General features: G+C 45.1%; 17 protein-coding genes. 7 read left to right on the plus strand and 10 right to left on the minus strand.

The window, feature by feature from the left end:
• Positions 1-40: 40 nt before the first annotated feature.
• The 3 genes from QUA36_RS18830 to QUA36_RS18840 all read left to right on the plus strand — a co-directional run bounded on the left by QUA36_RS18830 (position 41) and on the right by QUA36_RS18840 (position 4136).
• A complete protein-coding gene (locus QUA36_RS18830) occupies positions 41-607 on the plus strand; it encodes a hypothetical protein (RefSeq protein WP_333163060.1) in 567 nt (188 codons plus the stop codon).
• A 688-nt stretch (positions 608-1295) separates the two neighbouring features.
• The gene (locus tag QUA36_RS18835; protein WP_333163058.1) at positions 1296-2651 is read left to right on the plus strand and encodes an ATP-binding protein; all 1356 of its coding nucleotides are present in this window, start codon (positions 1296-1298) and stop codon (positions 2649-2651) included.
• A gap of 108 nt (positions 2652-2759) precedes the next feature.
• Complete coding sequence (locus tag QUA36_RS18840) at positions 2760-4136, plus strand: ATP-binding protein (protein WP_333163056.1); 1377 nt, start codon at positions 2760-2762, stop codon at positions 4134-4136.
• 169 nt (positions 4137-4305) lie between these two features.
• Here QUA36_RS18840 and QUA36_RS18845 read toward each other — a convergent pair whose 3' ends face one another.
• On the minus strand, positions 4306-5106 hold the full coding sequence (locus tag QUA36_RS18845) for an ion transporter (RefSeq protein ID WP_333458707.1): 801 nt from the start codon (positions 5104-5106) through the stop codon (positions 4306-4308).
• Positions 5107-5131: 25 nt separating this feature from the next.
• On the opposite strand from QUA36_RS18845, the gene QUA36_RS18850 reads away from it, so the two are divergent.
• Both QUA36_RS18850 and QUA36_RS18855 read left to right on the plus strand, forming a co-directional pair.
• Positions 5132-6706, plus strand: a complete 1575-nt coding sequence (locus QUA36_RS18850; RefSeq protein ID WP_333458708.1) for a TerD family protein — start codon at positions 5132-5134, stop codon at positions 6704-6706.
• Positions 6707-6982: 276 nt separating this feature from the next.
• Positions 6983-7504: a hypothetical protein gene (locus QUA36_RS18855; protein ID WP_333458709.1), complete on the plus strand. Its 522-nt coding sequence runs from the start codon at positions 6983-6985 to the stop codon at positions 7502-7504.
• Positions 7505-7564: 60 nt separating this feature from the next.
• Here the strand turns inward: QUA36_RS18855 and QUA36_RS18860 are convergent, their stop codons facing one another.
• Together QUA36_RS18860 and QUA36_RS18865 are read right to left on the minus strand one after the other, a co-directional pair.
• Positions 7565-8188, minus strand: a complete 624-nt coding sequence (locus QUA36_RS18860) for a DUF4276 family protein (protein ID WP_333458710.1) — start codon at positions 8186-8188, stop codon at positions 7565-7567.
• Complete coding sequence (locus QUA36_RS18865) at positions 8182-9384, minus strand: AAA family ATPase (protein ID WP_333458711.1); 1203 nt, start codon at positions 9382-9384, stop codon at positions 8182-8184. The genes QUA36_RS18860 and QUA36_RS18865 overlap by 7 nt, the downstream gene beginning before the upstream one ends.
• 223 nt (positions 9385-9607) lie before the next feature.
• On the opposite strand from QUA36_RS18865, the gene QUA36_RS18870 reads away from it, so the two are divergent.
• Entirely contained in the window at positions 9608-9952 is a 345-nt protein-coding gene (locus tag QUA36_RS18870; protein ID WP_333163047.1) for an NAD(P)H-quinone oxidoreductase subunit M, read from the plus strand.
• A 329-nt stretch (positions 9953-10281) separates the two neighbouring features.
• Here QUA36_RS18870 and QUA36_RS18875 read toward each other — a convergent pair whose 3' ends face one another.
• The gene (locus QUA36_RS18875) at positions 10282-10638 is read right to left on the minus strand and encodes a hypothetical protein (protein WP_333458712.1); all 357 of its coding nucleotides are present in this window, start codon (positions 10636-10638) and stop codon (positions 10282-10284) included.
• Between the two features lie 783 nt (positions 10639-11421).
• Here QUA36_RS18875 and QUA36_RS18880 point away from each other — a divergent pair.
• Positions 11422-13731 carry a protein phosphatase 2C domain-containing protein gene (locus QUA36_RS18880; RefSeq protein ID WP_333458713.1) on the plus strand — a complete coding sequence of 770 codons (2310 nt, stop codon included), beginning with the start codon at positions 11422-11424 and terminating at the stop codon, positions 13729-13731.
• 260 nt (positions 13732-13991) lie between these two features.
• Here QUA36_RS18880 and QUA36_RS18885 read toward each other — a convergent pair whose 3' ends face one another.
• From QUA36_RS18885 to QUA36_RS18910, 6 genes are all read right to left on the minus strand, one after another.
• Positions 13992-14687, minus strand: coding sequence for an LPS assembly lipoprotein LptE (locus QUA36_RS18885; protein WP_333458714.1), 696 nt, complete (start codon positions 14685-14687; stop codon positions 13992-13994).
• A 283-nt stretch (positions 14688-14970) separates the two neighbouring features.
• Positions 14971-15336 (minus strand): DUF1823 family protein, encoded by a 366-nt coding sequence (locus tag QUA36_RS18890; protein ID WP_333458715.1) that lies wholly within the window; start codon positions 15334-15336, stop codon positions 14971-14973.
• Between the two features lie 150 nt (positions 15337-15486).
• Entirely contained in the window at positions 15487-16518 is a 1032-nt protein-coding gene (gene gap, locus QUA36_RS18895) for a type I glyceraldehyde-3-phosphate dehydrogenase (RefSeq protein WP_333157965.1), read from the minus strand.
• 472 nt (positions 16519-16990) lie between these two features.
• Complete coding sequence (locus tag QUA36_RS18900) at positions 16991-17302, minus strand: P-II family nitrogen regulator (RefSeq protein ID WP_333157966.1); 312 nt, start codon at positions 17300-17302, stop codon at positions 16991-16993.
• 1 nt (position 17303) lies between these two features.
• Positions 17304-18275 (minus strand): sodium-dependent bicarbonate transport family permease, encoded by a 972-nt coding sequence (locus QUA36_RS18905; protein ID WP_333458716.1) that lies wholly within the window; start codon positions 18273-18275, stop codon positions 17304-17306.
• A gap of 200 nt (positions 18276-18475) precedes the next feature.
• Positions 18476-19210: a glutathione peroxidase gene (locus tag QUA36_RS18910; RefSeq protein ID WP_333157968.1), complete on the minus strand. Its 735-nt coding sequence runs from the start codon at positions 19208-19210 to the stop codon at positions 18476-18478.
• Between the last annotated feature and the right edge of the window lie 111 nt (positions 19211-19321).

The following is a 19321-nucleotide window of genomic DNA, read 5'->3' on the forward strand; positions in this document are numbered from 1 at the left end:
TGACTGATCTAAAATCTAAAATCTAAAATCTAAAATCATTATGACTCCCGAAGAAATTAGCAATACCCTTAAAGACTTATTTGGTGACAGTGTTGAGATGCCTGCTGCCACTTCTTGGCAAGTAGAAACCCCCAAATTTCGCCTATTAGTCCTCCTTTCAGAAGACGGGAGTTGGCTGCGGATTTTGCTGCCACTCGCCGAGGCCCAGGAAGCTCAACCATTTCTTGATAAACTGCTAGAAGCTAACTTTGACACCACCCTCGAAACTCGCTACGCCTTACATCAAAACGTTTTGTGGGGAGTATTTCAGCACAGTTGTGCCACACTCGTGGCCGCCGATTTCTCAGCCGCCGTCGCCAGACTGCTGGCTTTGCAAGAGCAAGGTTTGTCCGACTTTTTCGGCGGTTTGATAGAAAGCCGCATCCGTCAAATCATCAAAGCTGCGAAGATGCAGGGACAGTCTGTGGAAACTACCCTTCAGACTTTAGACCGTTTCTACGCAGAGGGATTGATGGGTGAAATGGAACTAGGGCGAGAGTCTCGCGAAAACACTCTCGCCGCTTGGCGGTATCAGCTAGAACGCCTCTGGCCGGAGGTGGAACCCTAAGACGATTGGAGATTGGAGATTGGAGATTGCAGAGTGCAAAAAACTGAGGACTATCGAGGTTCGGAAGTTGCCTAAAGTTGTATTTCTTTTGAGTGGTATAGCAACCGCCAATACGGTTAGGATGTTCTTAATTCCACAAACCCTTGCGGAACATTGCTTCTTCCTTCTTTCTTAGATAACTAAACCCTTCCATCCGTTACATTCGGTTACATCCGAAGAAAGTGAATCCGTGGCCGAACTTCCTTTGGCCTGGGCCCTAGTCTTGACAATTGGAGCCTGCAAGCCCCTTGGACTATGGCTAATCCGGGCCCTCGAACCCTCGAAGGATGCCTGTATATTCACTGATAACCCGCGAGCGGTTCTCCAATTCCCTTCTATCACTGGAAAAATGGTATAATTTATCACAATAATTAGTTATAAATATTAAAAATTTTCGGAAAACACCCGATCGCAGGTATATCATGGTAAAAAGTTTACAGCAGAGATCAGTAAGTTCCACAAAAGCTTCGATCGTTTAATATTGACTTAGAAACAAAATCTTTAGCAGACAATGCTACTGCGATCGGGTTTTCCCATCGGGTGCAGTTGTAATTTGGCAAATTAGCAACTACCCGCTACCAATTACCAGTTAGGAATTAATAGCAACTTAAGTTGTCAATTAATACAATATTTAACAGGGGTTTCATCTATGTTTGCTGTGCGTGAGACTAGCTCGGAGTTATCAGTGTTGCATATACCTGAATTTTGTACTTGGAACATCTCCTTAGAATCAACTCTCCTAGACCTGCCACTCTCCAACTGCCAAATTGAATTAACTCAACAGGCAAAAGAAGTAGCCCAGGCTTTTGAACAAAATTCCATGCTTCCCGGCGTCATTTTGACAAATGGAGGTAATTTTGTCGGCATAATATCCAGGCGTCTATTTTTTGAAAAAGTTAACCGCCGCTACGGAGTAGAAATGTTTTTCAAGCGGCCAATAGAGGTGCTGTACAAGTTTGCCAAGCCAGAGGAACTCGTACTTCCCGCCAGTAAATTAATAGTAGAAGCCGCCCAGGAATGTCTTTACAGATCAGCAGAATTAATTTACGAACCCGTAGTAGTCGAAATAGCCCCCCAGACCTACAAGCTGTTAGACGTACACCAATTAATGGTCGCTCAATCAAGAATTCACGAATTAACAAATAAGTTACTCCACAAACAAACCCAAGCCAAACTCATCCAAACAGAAAAAATGGCGAGTTTGGGGAGGATTGTAGCAGAAGTAGCCCACGAAATCAGAAATCCGCTGAACTGTATTTGGGGAAATTTAACTTTTCTGCTGTCCTATTTTGAACACTTGCTTCAGCTAATGTCGGTTTATGAAGAAGAATATTCGGCACCCTGTCCCCGAATTGATGCCCTTAAAAAAGAAATTGAATTTGATTTTTTACAAGAAGATTTGCCGATTACCTTAGAAGGGATGGAGTTGGGAGCCTCGCAATTGCTAAAAATAGTTAACGGGCTGCACCACTTCTCTCACATGGACGAGACAAAACCAGCCGAGACAGACATTCACGAATGCGTGGAGATGACGCTGTTAATTTTGAAAAACCGCTTTAAAAACAGCATAGAAGTGGTTAAAAATTACGGCGAACTGCCGCTAGTTAGTGGCTACTCCGGTCAGTTGAGTCAGGTGTTTTTGAATTTGTTAGTTAATGCTCTAGACGCCCTGACAGAGTACGCAGCCGATCGAGAAATACACACCCCATGCGGGGACAACTGGCAGCCCCAAATCGAAATTACCACTAAAGTTATAGAAACCGAACACGGCAAGAGGGCCGCAATTTGCATTGCCGATAACGGGCCCGGCATTGCCCCAGAAAATCACAAGCAGATATTTGACACCTTTTTTACCACTAAACCAGCGGGCAAAGGCAGCGGTATGGGGCTAGCTATCTGCAATCAAATCGTCACTGAAAAGCACGGTGGCCAACTCAAATTGCGATCGCAACCAGGTAAGAATACTGAATTTGAAATTCTCCTGCCTATAGTTGGCACAACATGATTAACTTAAGAATATTCTCGGTTGTTCGCTCCTGCGATGAAATGATAGGGTAGCTTAGTAGTAGGTTCTCAATTCACTTTCTCAGCGTTTCGGCAACTAAAAGTTCCAGTGGCAAATAAATTCAGTTCCAAACTCCTTGGCCCTTCACTCTCCGAAGGCAGCCATCAAGACCTTTCCCTAGAGTCTACCCTCTGGGATTTGCCCCTGTATGACTTTCAGGTTAAATCGAGCTGCTTGGCCGTGGCAGTTGCCGAAATGTTTGAACAGTATCCCCTAGTGCCGGGAGTCGTCTTGATGGAAGCAGGAGAGTTTGCTGGAATGATATCCCGCAGGCAACTGCTGGAATATTTGCTCAAACCCCAAGGGCCTGAGCTATTTTTGCACCTGCCACTAAAAGTTCTCTACAGTTACGCTCGCGTCGAAATATTATTGGTGGCAGAGAGTACAACCATTTTGGCAGCAGCCCCACAAGCTCTGCGTCGATCGCCCGAATTGCAGTCAGAACCGATCGTCGTCCAAATAGACTCCCAATCTTACCGACTCTTAGACCCTAACGCACTAAACATCGCGTACTGGCAAATTCGTGGCATAGAAACTCAAGTCCGCTACGAAAGAGCCCAAACTCAAATGATTCAAAGCGAAAAAATGGCTAGTTTAGGGCGTTTAGTCAACGGAGTAGCCCACGAAATTTTAGATCCGGTAGGCTTTATCTGGGGGAATTTAACCTACGTCACCGACTACAGCAAAAACTTGATGGAGTTGCTCTCAGCTTACGACGCGCACTGTACCGAACCCCCGCCGGAAATAGCAAGGCTCAAAGAAGAGATCGACTATGATTTTCTGCAAAACGATTTCCTCCGAACTGTTGCCAGCATCAAATCTGGAGCCGAACGTTTGAGCAAGTTGGCAAGCAGTTTACAAAACTTCTGCCACATCGACGATATTTATCCAAAACCCACCGACTTGCACGCCAACATAGACAGCATACTTTTGCTGCTCAAAAGTCGTTTGACCAGGGAAATCAAAGTCGTGAAAAACTACGGCTACCTGCCACCAGTGCCATGCTATGCAGGACAGCTAAACCAAGTATTTATGAATATCTTGACCAATGCTATTCATACATTAATTAATGAAGCAGTCGGTCAAGAATTGGCGAAAGAGTTCAAAGGTGGAGGACTCAGAGACGCCGATCGCCAGCCTAAAATTGAAATCACAACTCAAGTCTGCTGTCCCGAACCTGCGCCGGATTTAGACAAACTTCATGTTCGGTGGGTTTCGATTTGCATATCAGATAACGGGCCAGGAATGTCACCTAGCAAGTACAAAAAAATCATAGAATCATTCTCTACGGAAAAACGCGCCCTCAAAGAAACGAGTTTAGCAGTTAGCTATCAAATAGTGACGGGCAAACACGGCGGTGCATTCAGAATGCGATCGGAATTAGGGAGAGGCACTGAATTTGAAATTTTGTTACCGTTAGCTTAAAGAAGGAAGAAGGAAGAAGGAAGAAGGAAGAGGGAAGAAGGAAGAAGGAAGAGGGAAAAGGGAAGAGGGAAGAAGTTACAGTTTATTCCTGATTTATGAAGTACAGGACACGGCAATGCTGTGTCCCTACCGGAAAACGCTGTAACAGTCAACAGTCAACAGTCAACAGTCAACTATTATCCAATTGAGTGCCGCACATTTTACAAAATCTAGCATTAGCATCGTGTACAGACCAACCGCAACCTTTACAAACAGCTTCTCCGTGATTAGCACTTTTAACTAAGTGTTTAATCAAATCCCCCAATTGCCAAGGAATCAGAGCAATTCCTGTCAAAATCATCAAAATAGTCAGAAAACGACCGGATTCCGAAATCGGAGTAACATCGCCAAATCCCACCGTGGTCATCGTGACAACCGAAAAATAAACAGCATCCAAAAAAGTTCCAAAACTTTCGGGATTTGCCGGATGTTCGACTTGATAAATCAAACCAGAATAAACAAAAATTATTGCCAGCAAAGTAAACAAAATCCTAGCAAAAATAACCCCATCTTCGCTGCTGATGCGGAAAATAGAAATTTTTAGTTCTAGAAAGCGGATGAGTCTGAGAATTCTGAACCAGCGAAAAATTCGGATAAAACTAACGTTGACAAATCCCAGTAAGAATGGTAATATTGCCAGCAAATCTATAATTGAAAAAAAACTAAAAATAAATTTAACTCGATTTTCGGAACACCATAGTCGCAATAAATACTCAAACAAAAAAACAACTAAAAGTGCTGTATCGAGAGTTTGCAAATTAATTCTAACAGTTTCCGAAATCGGGTAAGTTTCGGCGATGAAGCTGGTCGAAGATAGGAGAATGAGTCCGGTAAGGGTTAAATTGACGGTTCTGCCAATTGGGGTTTCGATGTCTTCGAGATAAAATCCAATTTGCGATCGGGTTAACATAGATGAGATAATTAATACCATTTATGAGGTAAGGGAATTATCGCATATGAGTATCGAATTAACTAAGGGTGAAAGGTTCAATCTTTCTAAAGAAACTCCTAATTTCAGTAAAATTGCGATCGCCCTGGGTTGGCAAGTCAGCCAGACAGCACAAAACTGCGACATTGACGCATCTGTTTTTATGTTAGCGGCGGACGGTCGGATTCCTGATGAAAAGTATTTTGTATTTTACAATAATTTGACATCGCCGGACGGTGCGGTGCGGCATTCAGGAGACAACAGGAATGGACAAATAGACGGAGATGATGAGACGGTTTATGTGGATTTGAGTAAAATCAATTCGGCTATTCAGGAAATTGTGTTTGTTGTGACTATTCACGAGGGACAGGAAAAGAATCAAAGTTTTAGTCAAGTTACAAATGCTTTTATCAGGCTTTACAATTCAGAGAATCTTGGCGAGTTGGTTCGGTACAATTTAAATCAGATTTTTTCCCAAGAAACGGCTTTAGAATTTGGACGCTTGTATAAGAAGAATGGCGAATGGAGGTTTCAGGCGGTAGGACAGGGATATAATGCTGGGTTGCAAAGTTTTGTAGATAAGTATTATGTTGAGAATGCGGTTGAGAAAAGCTCGAATGCTGGTGAGAAGGTTGATGATGCTGAGGTTGTGAGGCGGTTTAGCGATCGGGTGGACAAGCTATTGCGGGAAGAGGCAGCGGGAGAGTCTGTTGCTAATCCTGTGAATGCGGATAATGTGGAAGTAGATGGGGATGTCGATGATTCTGTTTCTGAGATTCAGGAACCTGCTATCACTGCTGAGGAATTTTGGCGGCGGTATAAGGAGGGAGAACGGGATTTTACAGGGATTAACCTAGCAGGAGTAGACTTGAGCGGAAAAACTCTGGAACATCCCATTAGTTTAAGTCAAGCCAACCTGAGTAATGCCAATCTGAGTAATGCCAATCTGAGTAATGCCAACTTGATTGGAGCTAATCTGCAAGGGGCAAACTTGAACTCGACCAACCTGCAACAAGCCGATTTGATTCAAGCTAACTTGAGTGGCGCCAACTTAACTAAGGCAAATTTGAATTATTCAAGACTCATTCAAGCGAATTTAAGTCAAGCAAAATTGATGGAGACACAATTGAATAGCGCTAACCTGACTACAGCCAATTTAATTAGTGCCAACCTAACTCAGGCAAGTCTAAATAGCGCAAAGTTGACAGGAGCCGATTTAAGTCAAGCCAAAGTAACTAAAGTTAACCTATCTTATGCGACTCTAAGTGGGGCTAAGTTGAATGGAGTAAGTTTAGTTGGAGCAAACCTTGATGGAGCCAACCTGACAGATGTAAATTTTCAAGGCGTAAGTTTGATCGGATCGAGTCTTGTTAAAGTTAATCTGAGCGGTCAAAACTTGAGTGGCTTAAACCTCTCTGGAGTTAACTTTAGCATTGCCAACTTGAGTAGAGCAAACTTAACTTCAGCAAACCTGTGCGGAGCAAATTTTTATGGAGCAAACCTAGAAAAAGCTAACCTGAAAGATGCCAACTTGGTTGGAGCAAATAGGGATCGTGCAAAGCTCGCAGGTGCAATTATGCCAGACGGGACAATTCACGAATAAATTCGATCGCCCATATTAAACAGCAAGGTGGGCAATGTATTGGTGTCAATTTAACCGAAAGTCCGCCAGGGAATGAATTCCCTGGCTAATAGCTTAAGTCCTCTGAAGAGGACTAATAAGTTCTTCAGTCCTCTTCAGAGGACTTTTGCTATGAGGCAGGGGTTTAAACCCCTGCCGGACTGAGGCAAATAGCGTTAAATTGACACCAATGGCGGGCATGGGCAACCCAAAAAATAGAGTATGATGAGTGTGAAATATTAAGTATATAGATTTTCGATGAATGAATCCGACACAGAAATAATAGCATCTACCCTCAGATGGATGACGGAGTTTGTCGAGTTACCGCATCCAGTTTTCAACGATTTACCGATTTGTCCCTTCACTAAAAAAGCACGCTTGGCAAATCAAATTTTATTCAAAATCGAGCATTTTTCAGCGCAGACTGAGTTCGATCGCGATTCTGCCATAATGAAATCGATTTATGAATTTTACAATTCGGAATTTGAAATAATGGTAGTAATTAATCCTCAAAAAACAGCAATTACTGCGCCAGAAACTAAAGAATTGATAGACAAACTGAATAATCAGATTTCAGAGTTGGGGTTGCTGGCTTTTCACGCTCATCCCGAAGAAGATTTTAATATTGACGGGCTTCATACTAGGAGGATGCCGTATCCGGGCTTCACCGTGCAAGTAAATTCTAAGCTGAAGCCAGCTTCCGATGCTTTAGAGAAAACTGAATATTACAAAAATTGGACGACCGAACAACTAAAATATTTCGGGATTCCGAGAAATTGACGATCGCCCGCCCTCCCTTTCTCCCTGTCTTGCTTCGCGCCCTTGGCTACTTTCATCGCTTCAATCCTCCATGAGTTTGATGAGAGTTGTAAAAATACGATCGCACTCTGAAGAAGCCTTGCGAACCTTGTCAACATCCAACATTTCTAACAGCTTGGAAGCGTGCTGTATCTTTTGATATTCGCCTTTCGATTTTGTGTCGCGGCTAGCTGCTTTCAGACTTCGTTCTAACAAATCCTTTTCAATCGTCTCTACATTGATATTTTTAGGAATCTCATTTTGTTTAAATCCCTGTCCGTAAAATCTTTTTAAAGTATCAATATCAGCTATCAACCAAGCTTCCATCGCTTGCACCATGAGATAGCAATGAGTCTCATCAACCCCAGGCGAATCCCAGTTATCCCTCGACTTCAAATGCTCCCAAGGCTGCTGCTTTAGCTTTACAGGGGCTTCTGAGTCAACTAAAAGGATGATAAAAGCATTTGGGTGATCGGTCAAAGCATTCTTGAAATCCCTAAAAGCATTATTCCGGGAACCGCAAACAGTGATATTCCACTTGATTTGCTTGCTGCGGGCAACCTGCACAATTTCTTTGAAAAAAATGCTAAATCCTCCTCGAAGTAATTGCTTTGTATTCTTGCCCTCGCCGCCGCCTTCGATGTAAATGCGAATCTCTTTTACCATCGGTTGCCCCCGATTTCTCCCATCCGCCAAAGGTCTCCCAAACTGTAATTCTCAAGCCATTTTTTCAGTCGTTCGGGATCGAGACGGTTCAGGTGACTTCCTCTATCATCCCGATCGCATATTAACACTGACTCAGGACTCAGCACCGATACTAAAGCATCGGAATGGGTTGTCACAATTAATTGTGTGCGCTGTGAGGCTTCGATCAACATTTCAGCAATAGCAGGCAGAATGTCGGGATGCAAGCCAATCTCCGGTTCTTCAATACAAATAAGTGGCGGGGGAGTTGGATCTAGGAGTAAAGCTATTAAGAATAAATAACGCAGCGTACCGTCTGATAAACGAGTTGCGGGAATTGGCTGAGTTAATCCTGTTTCGCGGATGAATATCTGGACAGTACCGCCATAAATCTTGATACTCAGTTCTTCGGCTGCATCGTAGAACAGCTTTAATTTTTCAATAATTTGCCTGCTTCCTAATTGATACTGTAAGTTATTTAAAACCAGTCCTAAGTTGCCACCATCTTCTAAAAGCGGATGTTCTGGTAAGTCAGTTTGCTGAGCTTTTCTAGATATTGAATCTCTCCCTGTCTGCCAGTTACGATATAAACCAATGTCGGCAAATTTATTTCCCAGATATGATAGTTCTGGATATAGTTCAGGATCTTTTCTTTGAGATAAGATAGATTGAGCGGGAATGATATCTTCTCGCCGCAGAGTCCGCAGCGTTCTTGGTTGCTGCTCGTTGTCCTGTATAACATTGATAACAGGGCGACCCCGCTCGCCGCTATAACGGTAATAGAAAAATGGCTGGCTTTCAGAACTATAGCGCGGTGCCATATCTTCTATAGCTTCGTCCACTACTTCAAGCCTCTGACCGACTGCGGTAAAACTAATCTGATAGCGCAGTGGAATCGTTCGTTCTGGGTAATCTAAAATAGCCTCAATTTTTGCTGTGGGAGTACCTTTTTCACCTTTCCACAGAAAATCGCTGATACCACCTCCTTGACGAATCGGAGCAACTAAGTCGGTAGGTGTTGCCTTCAACACTCCCATCGCTTCAATTAAGTTAGATTTGCCGGATGCGTTAGTACCGATCAATACATTCAGAGGTTGCAGTTCAATTTTTTCCCCCTCACTTCCATAGGAAAGGAAGTTTTGCAGTTGCAGGGAGTGAATAAATCTTTTGCCTTCCACCTTGTCCTCCTATGCCAATTCTGCATTATTATACCTTGTGAAAGCCTTCGTTTTTAGTCTTGAATTAAGTAGGTCTCAAAACTACCGATTCCCAGTCTTTGCCTTGAAGTCGAAAGGGGAGTGAGATATCCCGATCGATCGCACAACAGGCGACCTACTCTCCTGCAAAGGTCTGTGACCCATTACAATTAATTCAGCAAAAAATCTTTACACATAAGAACTCATGCAGCTTAAGTCAACAACGCGCCATATTCGCATATACACCGCCATCCTCGAAGATAACGAACTCGTACCCAGCAACGACCTTTTGACCCTCGACATTGACCCAGATAACGAACTTAACTGGAATGACGAGTCTGTCAAACAGGTACAGGCCAAATTCGACCAACTCGTAGACGCTTACGAGGGCGAAGACTTGACCGAGTACAACCTCCGCCGTATCGGTTCGGAGTTGGAACACTTGGTACGATCGTTCCTACAAAAAGGCCAAATCAGCTACAACCTCAACAGTCGCGCTGTCAACTACAGCATGGGCTTGCCTCAAGTTGATGCCAAAATTAACCTGTAAGGGCGATCGGGCGATCGGCATTTATGTCAACTTAAGATTGATACCCATAATAAATGTCGCTTGTAGCTGAGTTTCGATCCCTCCTACTTCTCTTAATCAGGGGAGTAGGGGGGAAAAGAGGGTTCTGTTTTGTCTCTCGCTTTGGGGATTGATATCATTTCCGGTTACACCGGAATGATGTTCACTGTTGACTGTTCACGGCCTCAACCGTCAATCGTCAACAGTCAACTCGAATTTACTATTCCGATGCTAACGGATTTGATATGACGGGGATTTAGACTTGGATACAGAGGAAAGGTGGAAATGGGAAGAATTGGGAAAATCTGCTTTTATTCTTCTTCCTGCTTGTTTGTGACTCCTGACTCCTGACTCCCGGCTTCTTCCTTTTTGCGACTTCGATCGGACTTCTCCCCCGCCTCCCCAGCATCAACCGGAGAACTTGGAACGCGATCGCGTTCCAAAAACTGTTTAACTGCTAATTGGCGGTTGGTCATAAACTGACCCCAAGCGCCGGGAAACAGCCCATCCAAGGTTTCCACCAGCGCCCAAACCTCAAGATTCATCACTTTGTAATAAAAACTGTGAGAATGTTGAATGCTAGTGAGTATTTCGTCTATTTCAACAGCAGGTGGCAGCTTCGGATCGGTCAAATTCTTCGGAAAGGCGCTGGGTTCATGTGGGGGCATGGTTAAATACTCAACAGCTTGCAGAGGCCGGTCAGTCGATTTTAGATTTTAGATTTTAGATTGATTCCACAGATGAATCTGCGGGCTTGAACTAAATATCTAATTTTTTTTCTCTCCCCGACTCCTGTCGGGGGCTTGCATCCGTCAGTAGATTTTAGATTTTAGATTTTAGATTTTAGATTGACTCCACAGATGAATCTGGGGGCTTGTATCCGTCTTTGGGTAGGGTTAAATTTAACTTTACTTGCGAAAATCGGGAACAAGGCAAGGAACACCCTTGGCGAGAAAACCGACAATTGATATTTATTTATACCTGTCGGCTCAGGTGATTTCTACCTAGCTGCATCATACCATTAGAGTTAGTCTAAAATCTGAATTCCCTTGAGTGCTGCGATTTCTTCGGAAATTGCCGCTATCAGGAATATGCTGAAAACAGCGTGATTTCAAGCCCATGACGGGGGTGTCGCGCGATCGTCTAACCCTAAAAGCTCATAGCAAGATTCATCCGGCAGTCAACAAAATGGTAGACTATTTGTGTCAGTACAAGACATTAAAACCTACCCCTAGACTGGGGGAAAGTCAGATATCACTACGCACACAACAGTGGAAACGTGGTGAGCCCGGAAACCTGAAAAATCAGGATATTAGGACTGCGAAGTCTTAAGAATCTCCGTCTGTTGAGAAAGCGGGGGTGTCAAATAATCGCCACGTATCAACCTGTCGAGGTTCAATCGCTAAAATAGTTCAGATCAGCACGCTTGCCCCAAGGCGTCAGGAACCCTTATGCAAAACTCTGTGGCAAAACACTACTTATGGGCTTTAGGTGAAGGGATCAAAGGGTGTAAGCCAGGCGATCTGATCGCTGGTCGCTACTTGGTCAAGCGCGATCGACTTCTTGTCGATACTCAACCCGAACACTTGCCGGAACTGCCCGAAGAGATTCCGAGTGTTGTCACTCCTTATCTGAGACTGTTTGCCTATCAGTTGCACGTACCTCAAGTATACGGCCTGGTATCGTCGAAGATGAGCAAGCTTTCGGGAGATATCTGGCTACTGGAAAACGTGCCTATTTTGAAGGTGACGGAATCTTTAATGCCGGAATTGGCGGATTCCTGGAAAGGAGCCGCAGCGATGCGCCAGCTCAATTGGCTGTGGCAAATTGCTCAGTTGTGGCAGCCGTGTATCGCTCAGGGCGTGGCTTCGACGCTGCTGACTCCCGAACTGTTACGGGTGGAAGGGCAATTGGTGCGGTTTCTGGAATTGCAGCCCGATCGCAAACCGCCTCATTTGTCGCAGTTGGGCAAATTGTGGCAGCAGTGGCTTGAAGATGCTCACCCAACTATTGCCAATTTTTTGAGGCAACTTTGCCAGCAAATGGTTGCCGGCCAAGTGCGCCACGGCGAACAACTGATGGGCCAGTTGGATAAAGCTTTGGCAAAGTGCGGTCGATTTTACGATCGTCACGTTGAAATTGCCACGGGCACGGATGTAGGCAGATCCCGGGCTCACAACGAAGATGCTTGCTATCCGCCCAGCGGTACGCTGTTCGCAGGAAACCCGGGTGCGGAAGCTTGCGCGATCGTCTGCGACGGTATCGGTGGACAAGACGGCGGCGAAGTCGCTTCGGAAGAAGCAATTGGTGTGCTGCGCGACAAGTTGCAGCAAATGCCCCTACATCAGGCTAATTGGGACCCGTTGAGCCTGACTTCCAAGCTGGAACGGGCGGCTTGTCTTGCTAATGACAAAATAGCCAGTCGCAACGACAGCGAACACCGCCAAGGCCGCCAGCGGATGGGAACTACGCTAGTTATGGCTTTAGCCCACATTCACGAGTTCTATGTCGCCCACGTCGGAGACAGTCGGGCTTACTGGATTACCCGCACCGGCTGCTATCAACTTACTCTCGATGATAATGTGGCTTGCCGCGAGGTGCGTTTGGGCTACTCTCTCTACCGGGATGCTTTGGAACAAGTCGCCGCCGGAGCTCTGATTCAAGCTTTGGGGATTACTTCCTCCAACACTTTGCATCCGACTGTGCAGCGTTTTCCGGTGGATGAAGACTGCGTTTTGCTGCTGTGTTCCGACGGTTTGAGTGATAAAGACCGGGTTGAGGAATGTTGGGAAGCGGAGATTTTGCCAATTCTCGACGGTACCATTAATTTGGCTAAGGCGCGCGATCGACTGATTGAGATTGCTAATACTAGAAACGGTCACGATAACGTCACTGTTGCTTTAATTCACTGTCAAGCACATTTGAGGGAAGACGGCAATACTTTGACAGAACTGTCTGTCGCACCTTTAGATACGCCGATCGAACTAATTTCCGATAGCGAGGATATGCCAACGGATTTGACCGAAAGCACAAGCCTGGGCGAGGGGAATTCTCAAGGAAAAACGCTGTTTTTACCGCCGGAAAAAAGCAAAAGCCCATTTTCGCTGCTGCTGAAAATTTTATTTTTATTAGGGTTGGGGGGTGTATTTGCTTATTTTTTCATCCCTCCGGTGGGTCGCGCGATCGATACTGCCGGGGAGTCGATTTTTGGCAAAGGCGGTTTAATTAAAGCTGGAAGCAAGCCAGAAAAAACTGTTGAATCTGTAGCTTTTCCGGTCAAATCTTTAGAAACAGGCTCTTTTATAGAGATTAAAAGTTCTGGGGCTGGGGAATTGGGAAAAGAGGGCGATCACTTGGATTTGCGAGTCGCAATCGGTGAATTGACTGTCAAAGGAACAGTCCCAGCCGGCACCGTTTTGCAGGTGACAAACAAACAGCTTACGCCTCAAGGCAATTGGCTGGAATTGAAAGTTTGTTCGACTCCTGAAATAGTGCGATCGAACTCTCCCAAACCAGAGTCAAATAAAGATTTTTCTACAGTTTCCAAACCGACATTGAATCCATCTCCCGCTGTGGCAACTCCCTCGCCTTCCCCGGCAGTTAAGCCAACAGTTGAAGTAGAAAGCGCCAAGCTGCAAGCGGGGGAAATCGGATGGATTCAAGAACAAGCTGCTGTTTCTAAAGTAGTCTCTAACCTAGCCTTAAACCCCACTCAAAAGGGAAAATGCGTTGATGCTGGATCAACTCCCAATGCTAATTAAACTACTAATGCTTAAGTATGTTGAGCGAAATGGATAGAGTTTAGTATAAAGGAAAATGCAGATTCCTAAACAAAACTAATATTAACTGTTACAATGGCAGGCCAAGTATAACAATCCTCGCATCATTTGTGTGTGTAATTATTGTAGGGGCAAACCCCCCGTGGTTGCCCCGCTTTGCCTGTGATCGGGGTAGGCAAAGAAAGGCACTACCCCTACATCTTTGTACGACTCCTGCAAGGACTGCTGTAGCTAAAAAATTGCTAACCTAATTTGTTAGATACTTCTGCCAGTTTAGTCACCATTTGGGATACGGCTTTGTCAACTGCAGCGCTCAAAAGTGAGTCTTCATTGCTGCTGCCAGAATTGCTGCTGATACCTCTGACTGAAATATTAGAATCGCTTTGATCGGCTTCTCCTACTGCTTTGGCAGTGGCAAGAATATCTCCTGAAGCTGTACCGATTAACCGCACATCTATTTGAACGGTAGCTTTGGTTTTTTGTGAACCGGCGCCGATTCCCATGAAACTGCCGCCGCCGGATTGTTTGTCGATATTAAACTTGGTAATGGTGCCGATGAGCACGGCGTCAACTCCTAACTCTTTGCCAATTTCGGCAGCGGTACCGGCATCCATCGCGCCGCTGCGATTTTGCTGTTTGAGCACTTGTTCGAGTTTGCTGCGATCGACTACTGTATAAGTGCCGTTGTTGACGAGTTCGTTGATTAGCAGTTCGCTGATGCCTTTGGCGGCGCCGACTCCCCTGTAGGAAGTGTAATAGCTGTTGGTGGGGCCGTAGTCGAAGTCCATGACGACGAGGCGCTTTTTGGCAGTGGCTTGGGCGAGTTGGGTTGGGGGTTGGGTGGTGGTTGGTGTGGCGATCGCGTTGACTGAAACGCCGGCTAGCATTAGGGTAGCGAGGGAAATGCTGGTTAAGCGAGATATGGTGGTTGTTTTCATAAAGGTTTCCTCACAGTGACTTTGTGCCGACTCTAGGATACTTTACGGAACAGTCCGATGTCAGGGTTGGGGGTGAGGAGGTTGGAATTGGCGGGTTTTAGTGTTTTTTGACTTTCAACAGGCTTAATTTTTGTTAATTAACCGCAGAGGACGCAGAGAAAGAGAGGAAGAGTTTAATCAAGGTTCCAATCCTTTTTAGGGGTTTAGGAATTTTCCTGCCAAAAAATCTCATATCTCTGTACTTTAACGGTGGCCACAACCGCACAGCCATCCAATATTCCTCTTACGCCCCAGCTTCCATAAAACCCATCAACCAATTAGCCATCGTCGCCCTGCGAGTCTGTCTGGGCCCGAATTCCCCAATTTTATAGCCTTTAAAGCCCAATTTTTCCTTCAGCAACTGCTTCTTTTCTGGAGGGGTCGATCGAGTCAATTTCACCGTCGCGGGCCTAGAATCGATAAAATCCGGCGGTTCCGGGTACTCTTGCCGCCACTCGGCTGCAACACCTGCACTGTTCCACTTGCCAGTCTCGGCATCCCAGCGGTAGCCCAGATATTGCCAAACTAATTGGTTGACAGCAGCATCGTCGATTTCTTCGTTGAGAATAGCCCAAATAGTTTCGTTATTCAGCGGTGGTAATTCAGACATAAGCGCGATCGAATCGGAAATAAAAAAAGTTTAACTCACATTAGATAACATGATCAGGAACGGGCCGGACAGCCCGTTCCACAAAACATCATAGGAATTTGTTTGTGGGGTGGATACGCGAACCCGCCCAAAATGCCACCCCCAAAAAAATTAATTATTCAAAATTCCGTCTTTCTGGGCCATCGACAGCATTAAGTCAATTACGCGGCTAGAATAACCCCACTCGTTGTCGTACCAGGAAACGACTTTGAAAAACTTAGAATTCAGTTCAATTCCCGCACCTGCATCGAAAATGCTCGATCGCGCGTCGCCCTTAAAATCTGTCGAAACAACTGCATCCTCAGTATATCCAAGAATGTTTTTGAGTTCGCCCTCTGAAGCTTTTTTCATTGCCTCGCAAATTTCTTTATAGCTAGTTTCCTTCGCCGTTTTGAAAGTAAGGTCAACTACAGACACGTCGGGAGTTGGCACGCGCAAAGCCATTCCCGTCAATTTTCCTTTCAATTCTGGCAACACTAAAGTAACAGCTTTCGCTGCACCGGTCGAAGATGGAATAATATTTTGAGCCGCACCGCGTCCTCCCCGCCAATCTTTTTGGCTAGGGCCGTCTACAGTTGGTTGAGTAGCTGTCATTGCGTGAACTGTAGTCATTAAACCTTCTTCCAATCCAAAGTTATCGTTGATCACTTTGGCGATTGGTGCTAAACAATTCGTCGTACAGCTAGCATTAGAAACAACCGTATCTTTTGCCGGGTCAAATTTGTGGTGGTTGACGCCTACTAGAAAAGTTGGAACTTTTTCCGGGTCTTTTGTCGGTGCTGAAAGTATTACTCGTTTTGCTCCCGCCGTCAAGTGTTTTGATGCGCCTTCAAAATCTGTAAACAATCCGGTAGATTCTACAACATAATCGGCGCCGGATTTACCCCAGGGCAATTCGGCAGGATTTCTAATCGCTGTACAGGGGATAAATTTTCCGTCAACGACAATCCCGTCTGGTTTACTTTCAACTTCGCCGTCGTAAATGCCGTGGGTGGAGTCGTATTTGAAAAGATAAGCCAGGTTTTCTGGCGAAACTAAGTCGTTAATGCCGACAAATTCGATGTTGGGGTTTTTGATGCCGGCACGCATGACTAGCCGTCCGATGCGACCAAATCCGTTGATGCCGACTTTTAATGCAGCCATGTTTAAACTCCTATTGAAAATATAGTTAGTCGATCGGGCGTTAGCGAAGCCCTCGCAGAGGATCGCCTGTTGTGGCTTAGAATTTACCACGCTCACTGATTTTTGCAACTGATTCTTTTCTATCTCTTAAGAATTCTGAATTCTCCCCCGGCTGGGAAGGGCAATTCATCCTGAAATAACCGCTGACTAATGGCTAATGGCTGATTTAAGTCAAATTGTAAAAGTGCTATAATAGACAGAAATTATTTTCAAAATCGCTTTTTCAAAATCAGGTTAAAGTAATAATAAAAAACTTATACAAAATGCGAAACGGATTGGCATTCTCACCAGTGGCGATTGTCGGAACCAAAGCCTAGGATGAAAGTCGCATATCCGCTCAAGGACACGGCAATGCCGTGTCCCTAAACATATGGCGTAGAATCTATATGTAGCTCAAATTTTCCGAATTGGTCTAATCACCAATAACTAATGACTACCCGACGCACCTAGTAATTAGCAATTCCACCGCATCTGAAATAAAACACGACCCACCAAACTTATTTAGAACTGGTCTAATGTTTTCTGCAACTGCTGAAACTTGAGCTGGTGAACAAAAAGCAAGCACATAAATGTTATCCAGCGCCGTCATTGATGACTGGCGCGAAACGTGATCCCTGGTGCTTTTTCCCGCGACATCACGAATCACCGAATAACCGGGTACGCCAGCTTTGTCTAAACCGTCTAAAATCTTGCCGAGCTCCACTGAGTGGGCTATGATTTCTACTCTTTTGACTGACTCCATCATCTCACCTCCAAAACATATTGATTCCGTATAGATACAGGGGAATGCCTACAATGATATTAAATGGAAATGTCACTGCTAAGGCAGTTGAAATGTAAAGACTTGGGTTCGCTTCGGGAACAGTTAGGCGCATGGCTGCTGGTACTGCTATATAAGAAGCACTCGCGCACAATACGGCAAACAGCAAAGTGTCTCCTTGCGGCATTCCGATTAATTTGGCTATTAGCAAAGCAATTACTGCGTTGAGTATGGGAATTAGGATTGCAAAGCCGATCAGAAAAACTCCTGCTTCTTGCAAATCTTTAATTCTGCTAGCTGCAACCAGCCCCATGTCTAGCAAGAAAAAAGTCAGAACTCCGTAAAACAAGTCTTGAGTAAACGGACTCATAACTTCCCAACCGTGTTCTCCTGTCATTATGCCCATAATTAGGCTGCCAATCAGTAGAAAAACTGAACTGTTTAGGAATGCTTCTTGCAACACTTCTGGCCAAACTATTTCGCGTTTTCCTTCTTCCCCGCCAAATACACTGACTAGAATGAGACCGACTATAATGGCTGGGGATTCCATTAATGCTAGCGCGGCTACCATGTAACCGTCAAAGTCGATCCCCTGTGCTGTGAGGAATGAGGTTGCGGTGATAAATGTGACGGCGCTGATGGAACCGTAGGTGGCTGCGATCGCTGCGGCATTGTAGGAGTCGAGTTTGACCCTCAGTATGAAAAAAGTATAAATTGGTACTAGCATTGACATCAGCATCGCTGCCAAAATTGTCAGGGCAACTTGCTGGTCAATGCCGCTTTTGGACAGTTCGACACCGCCTTTAAATCCGATCGCAAACAGCAGGTACAGCGAAAACAGTTTGGGGATGGGCGCTGGAATTTCTAAATCAGATTTGAGAAAAATTGCCAGCATTCCCATGAAAAAAGCCAATATGGGTGGATTTAAGATATTTGACGCGACTAAACTCAAATCCACGATCGTTCACTCCCATTTCTTGCGTTTTTAATATTACTTCCCCAGTAATTGTGGCACGAGAATGGATCAATAGACCGATCGAACTTTTGAGGCGAAAGCTCGATCACGCTAAATACCGCCAAATACGGCAAAGGCGCACAGTACGCACCCTACAACGAAGGTATGCACTGGGCACCTGCAAGCTAAGTATTTTGGTTTAACTAAGCAACACCCAAATAAGACTCTAGGGCTTCGGAACCACCGATCAACTTGCCGTCGATAAATACTTGCGGCACAGTTGTAGCCCCAGTCATAGCCCGGAGCGATCGAGTTGTGATCTCCCGGCCCAAGACGATTTCTTCATAATCAAAGCCATGTTTACTCAGCAGTGCCTTAGCCTTAGCGCAGAAGGGACAGCCCATTTTTGTAAACAACGAAACGACCTTCGGCTTGGCTGCTGCGGAGTTGATGTAGTTGAGCATCGTCTCGGCATCGGACACTTTGAAAGGGTCGCCCGGTTCATCAGGCTCAATAAACATTTTTTCAACCACGCCATCTTTTACCAGCATCGAATAACGCCAAGACCGCTTGCCAAAGCCTAAATCTGTTTTGTCTACCAGCATTCCCATGCCTTCAGTAAATTCACCGTTACCGTCGGGAATTAACGTCACATTGTCTGATTCTTGGTCTTTTGCCCACTCGTTCATCACAAAAGTGTCGTTGACGGAAATACAAACTATTTCATCTACGCCATTTTCTTTGAAAACTTTGGCACATTCGTTGTAACCGGGGAGGTGCGTTGACGAACAAGTGGGCGTAAAAGCTCCTGGCAGCGAGAAGACTACTACGGTTTTACCTGCAAATATATCATCGGTGGTGACATCCACCCACTCGTTGTCTTTGCGAGTGCGAAAGGTGACTTTGGGTACTCTTTGACCTTCTTGGTTCGTCAGCATGATTTTAAATTCTTAGGTACTTGGGTTAAATTCCTTTCCTGATTATAGCGTACTCATAACGAGTATGACTTGTCAAGGCTAGGCGGGTTTTTTCTCGGACTTGGGCGCGCG

This window comes from Microcoleus sp. Pol10D4, from assembly GCF_036701555.1.
Classification (GTDB): Bacteria; Cyanobacteriota; Cyanobacteriia; order Cyanobacteriales; family Microcoleaceae; genus Microcoleus.

Coding starts and splice junctions, on each gene's coding strand:
- QUA36_RS18880 (WP_333458713.1), top strand. CDS start 11,422: ATGCAAAACTCTGTGGCAAAACACTACTTATGGGCTTTAGGTGAAGGG.
- gap (WP_333157965.1), bottom strand. CDS start 16,518: ATGGCTGCATTAAAAGTCGGCATCAACGGATTTGGTCGCATCGGACGG.
- QUA36_RS18870 (WP_333163047.1), top strand. CDS start 9,608: ATGCAGCTTAAGTCAACAACGCGCCATATTCGCATATACACCGCCATC.
- QUA36_RS18900 (WP_333157966.1), bottom strand. CDS start 17,302: ATGATGGAGTCAGTCAAAAGAGTAGAAATCATAGCCCACTCAGTGGAG.
- QUA36_RS18910 (WP_333157968.1), bottom strand. CDS start 19,210: ATGCTGACGAACCAAGAAGGTCAAAGAGTACCCAAAGTCACCTTTCGC.
- QUA36_RS18875 (WP_333458712.1), bottom strand. CDS start 10,638: ATGCCCCCACATGAACCCAGCGCCTTTCCGAAGAATTTGACCGATCCG.
- QUA36_RS18830 (WP_333163060.1), top strand. CDS start 41: ATGACTCCCGAAGAAATTAGCAATACCCTTAAAGACTTATTTGGTGAC.
- QUA36_RS18890 (WP_333458715.1), bottom strand. CDS start 15,336: ATGTCTGAATTACCACCGCTGAATAACGAAACTATTTGGGCTATTCTC.
- QUA36_RS18850 (WP_333458708.1), top strand. CDS start 5,132: ATGAGTATCGAATTAACTAAGGGTGAAAGGTTCAATCTTTCTAAAGAA.
- QUA36_RS18860 (WP_333458710.1), bottom strand. CDS start 8,188: ATGGTAAAAGAGATTCGCATTTACATCGAAGGCGGCGGCGAGGGCAAG.
- QUA36_RS18855 (WP_333458709.1), top strand. CDS start 6,983: ATGAATGAATCCGACACAGAAATAATAGCATCTACCCTCAGATGGATG.
- QUA36_RS18835 (WP_333163058.1), top strand. CDS start 1,296: ATGTTTGCTGTGCGTGAGACTAGCTCGGAGTTATCAGTGTTGCATATA.
- QUA36_RS18885 (WP_333458714.1), bottom strand. CDS start 14,687: ATGAAAACAACCACCATATCTCGCTTAACCAGCATTTCCCTCGCTACC.
- QUA36_RS18845 (WP_333458707.1), bottom strand. CDS start 5,106: ATGGTATTAATTATCTCATCTATGTTAACCCGATCGCAAATTGGATTT.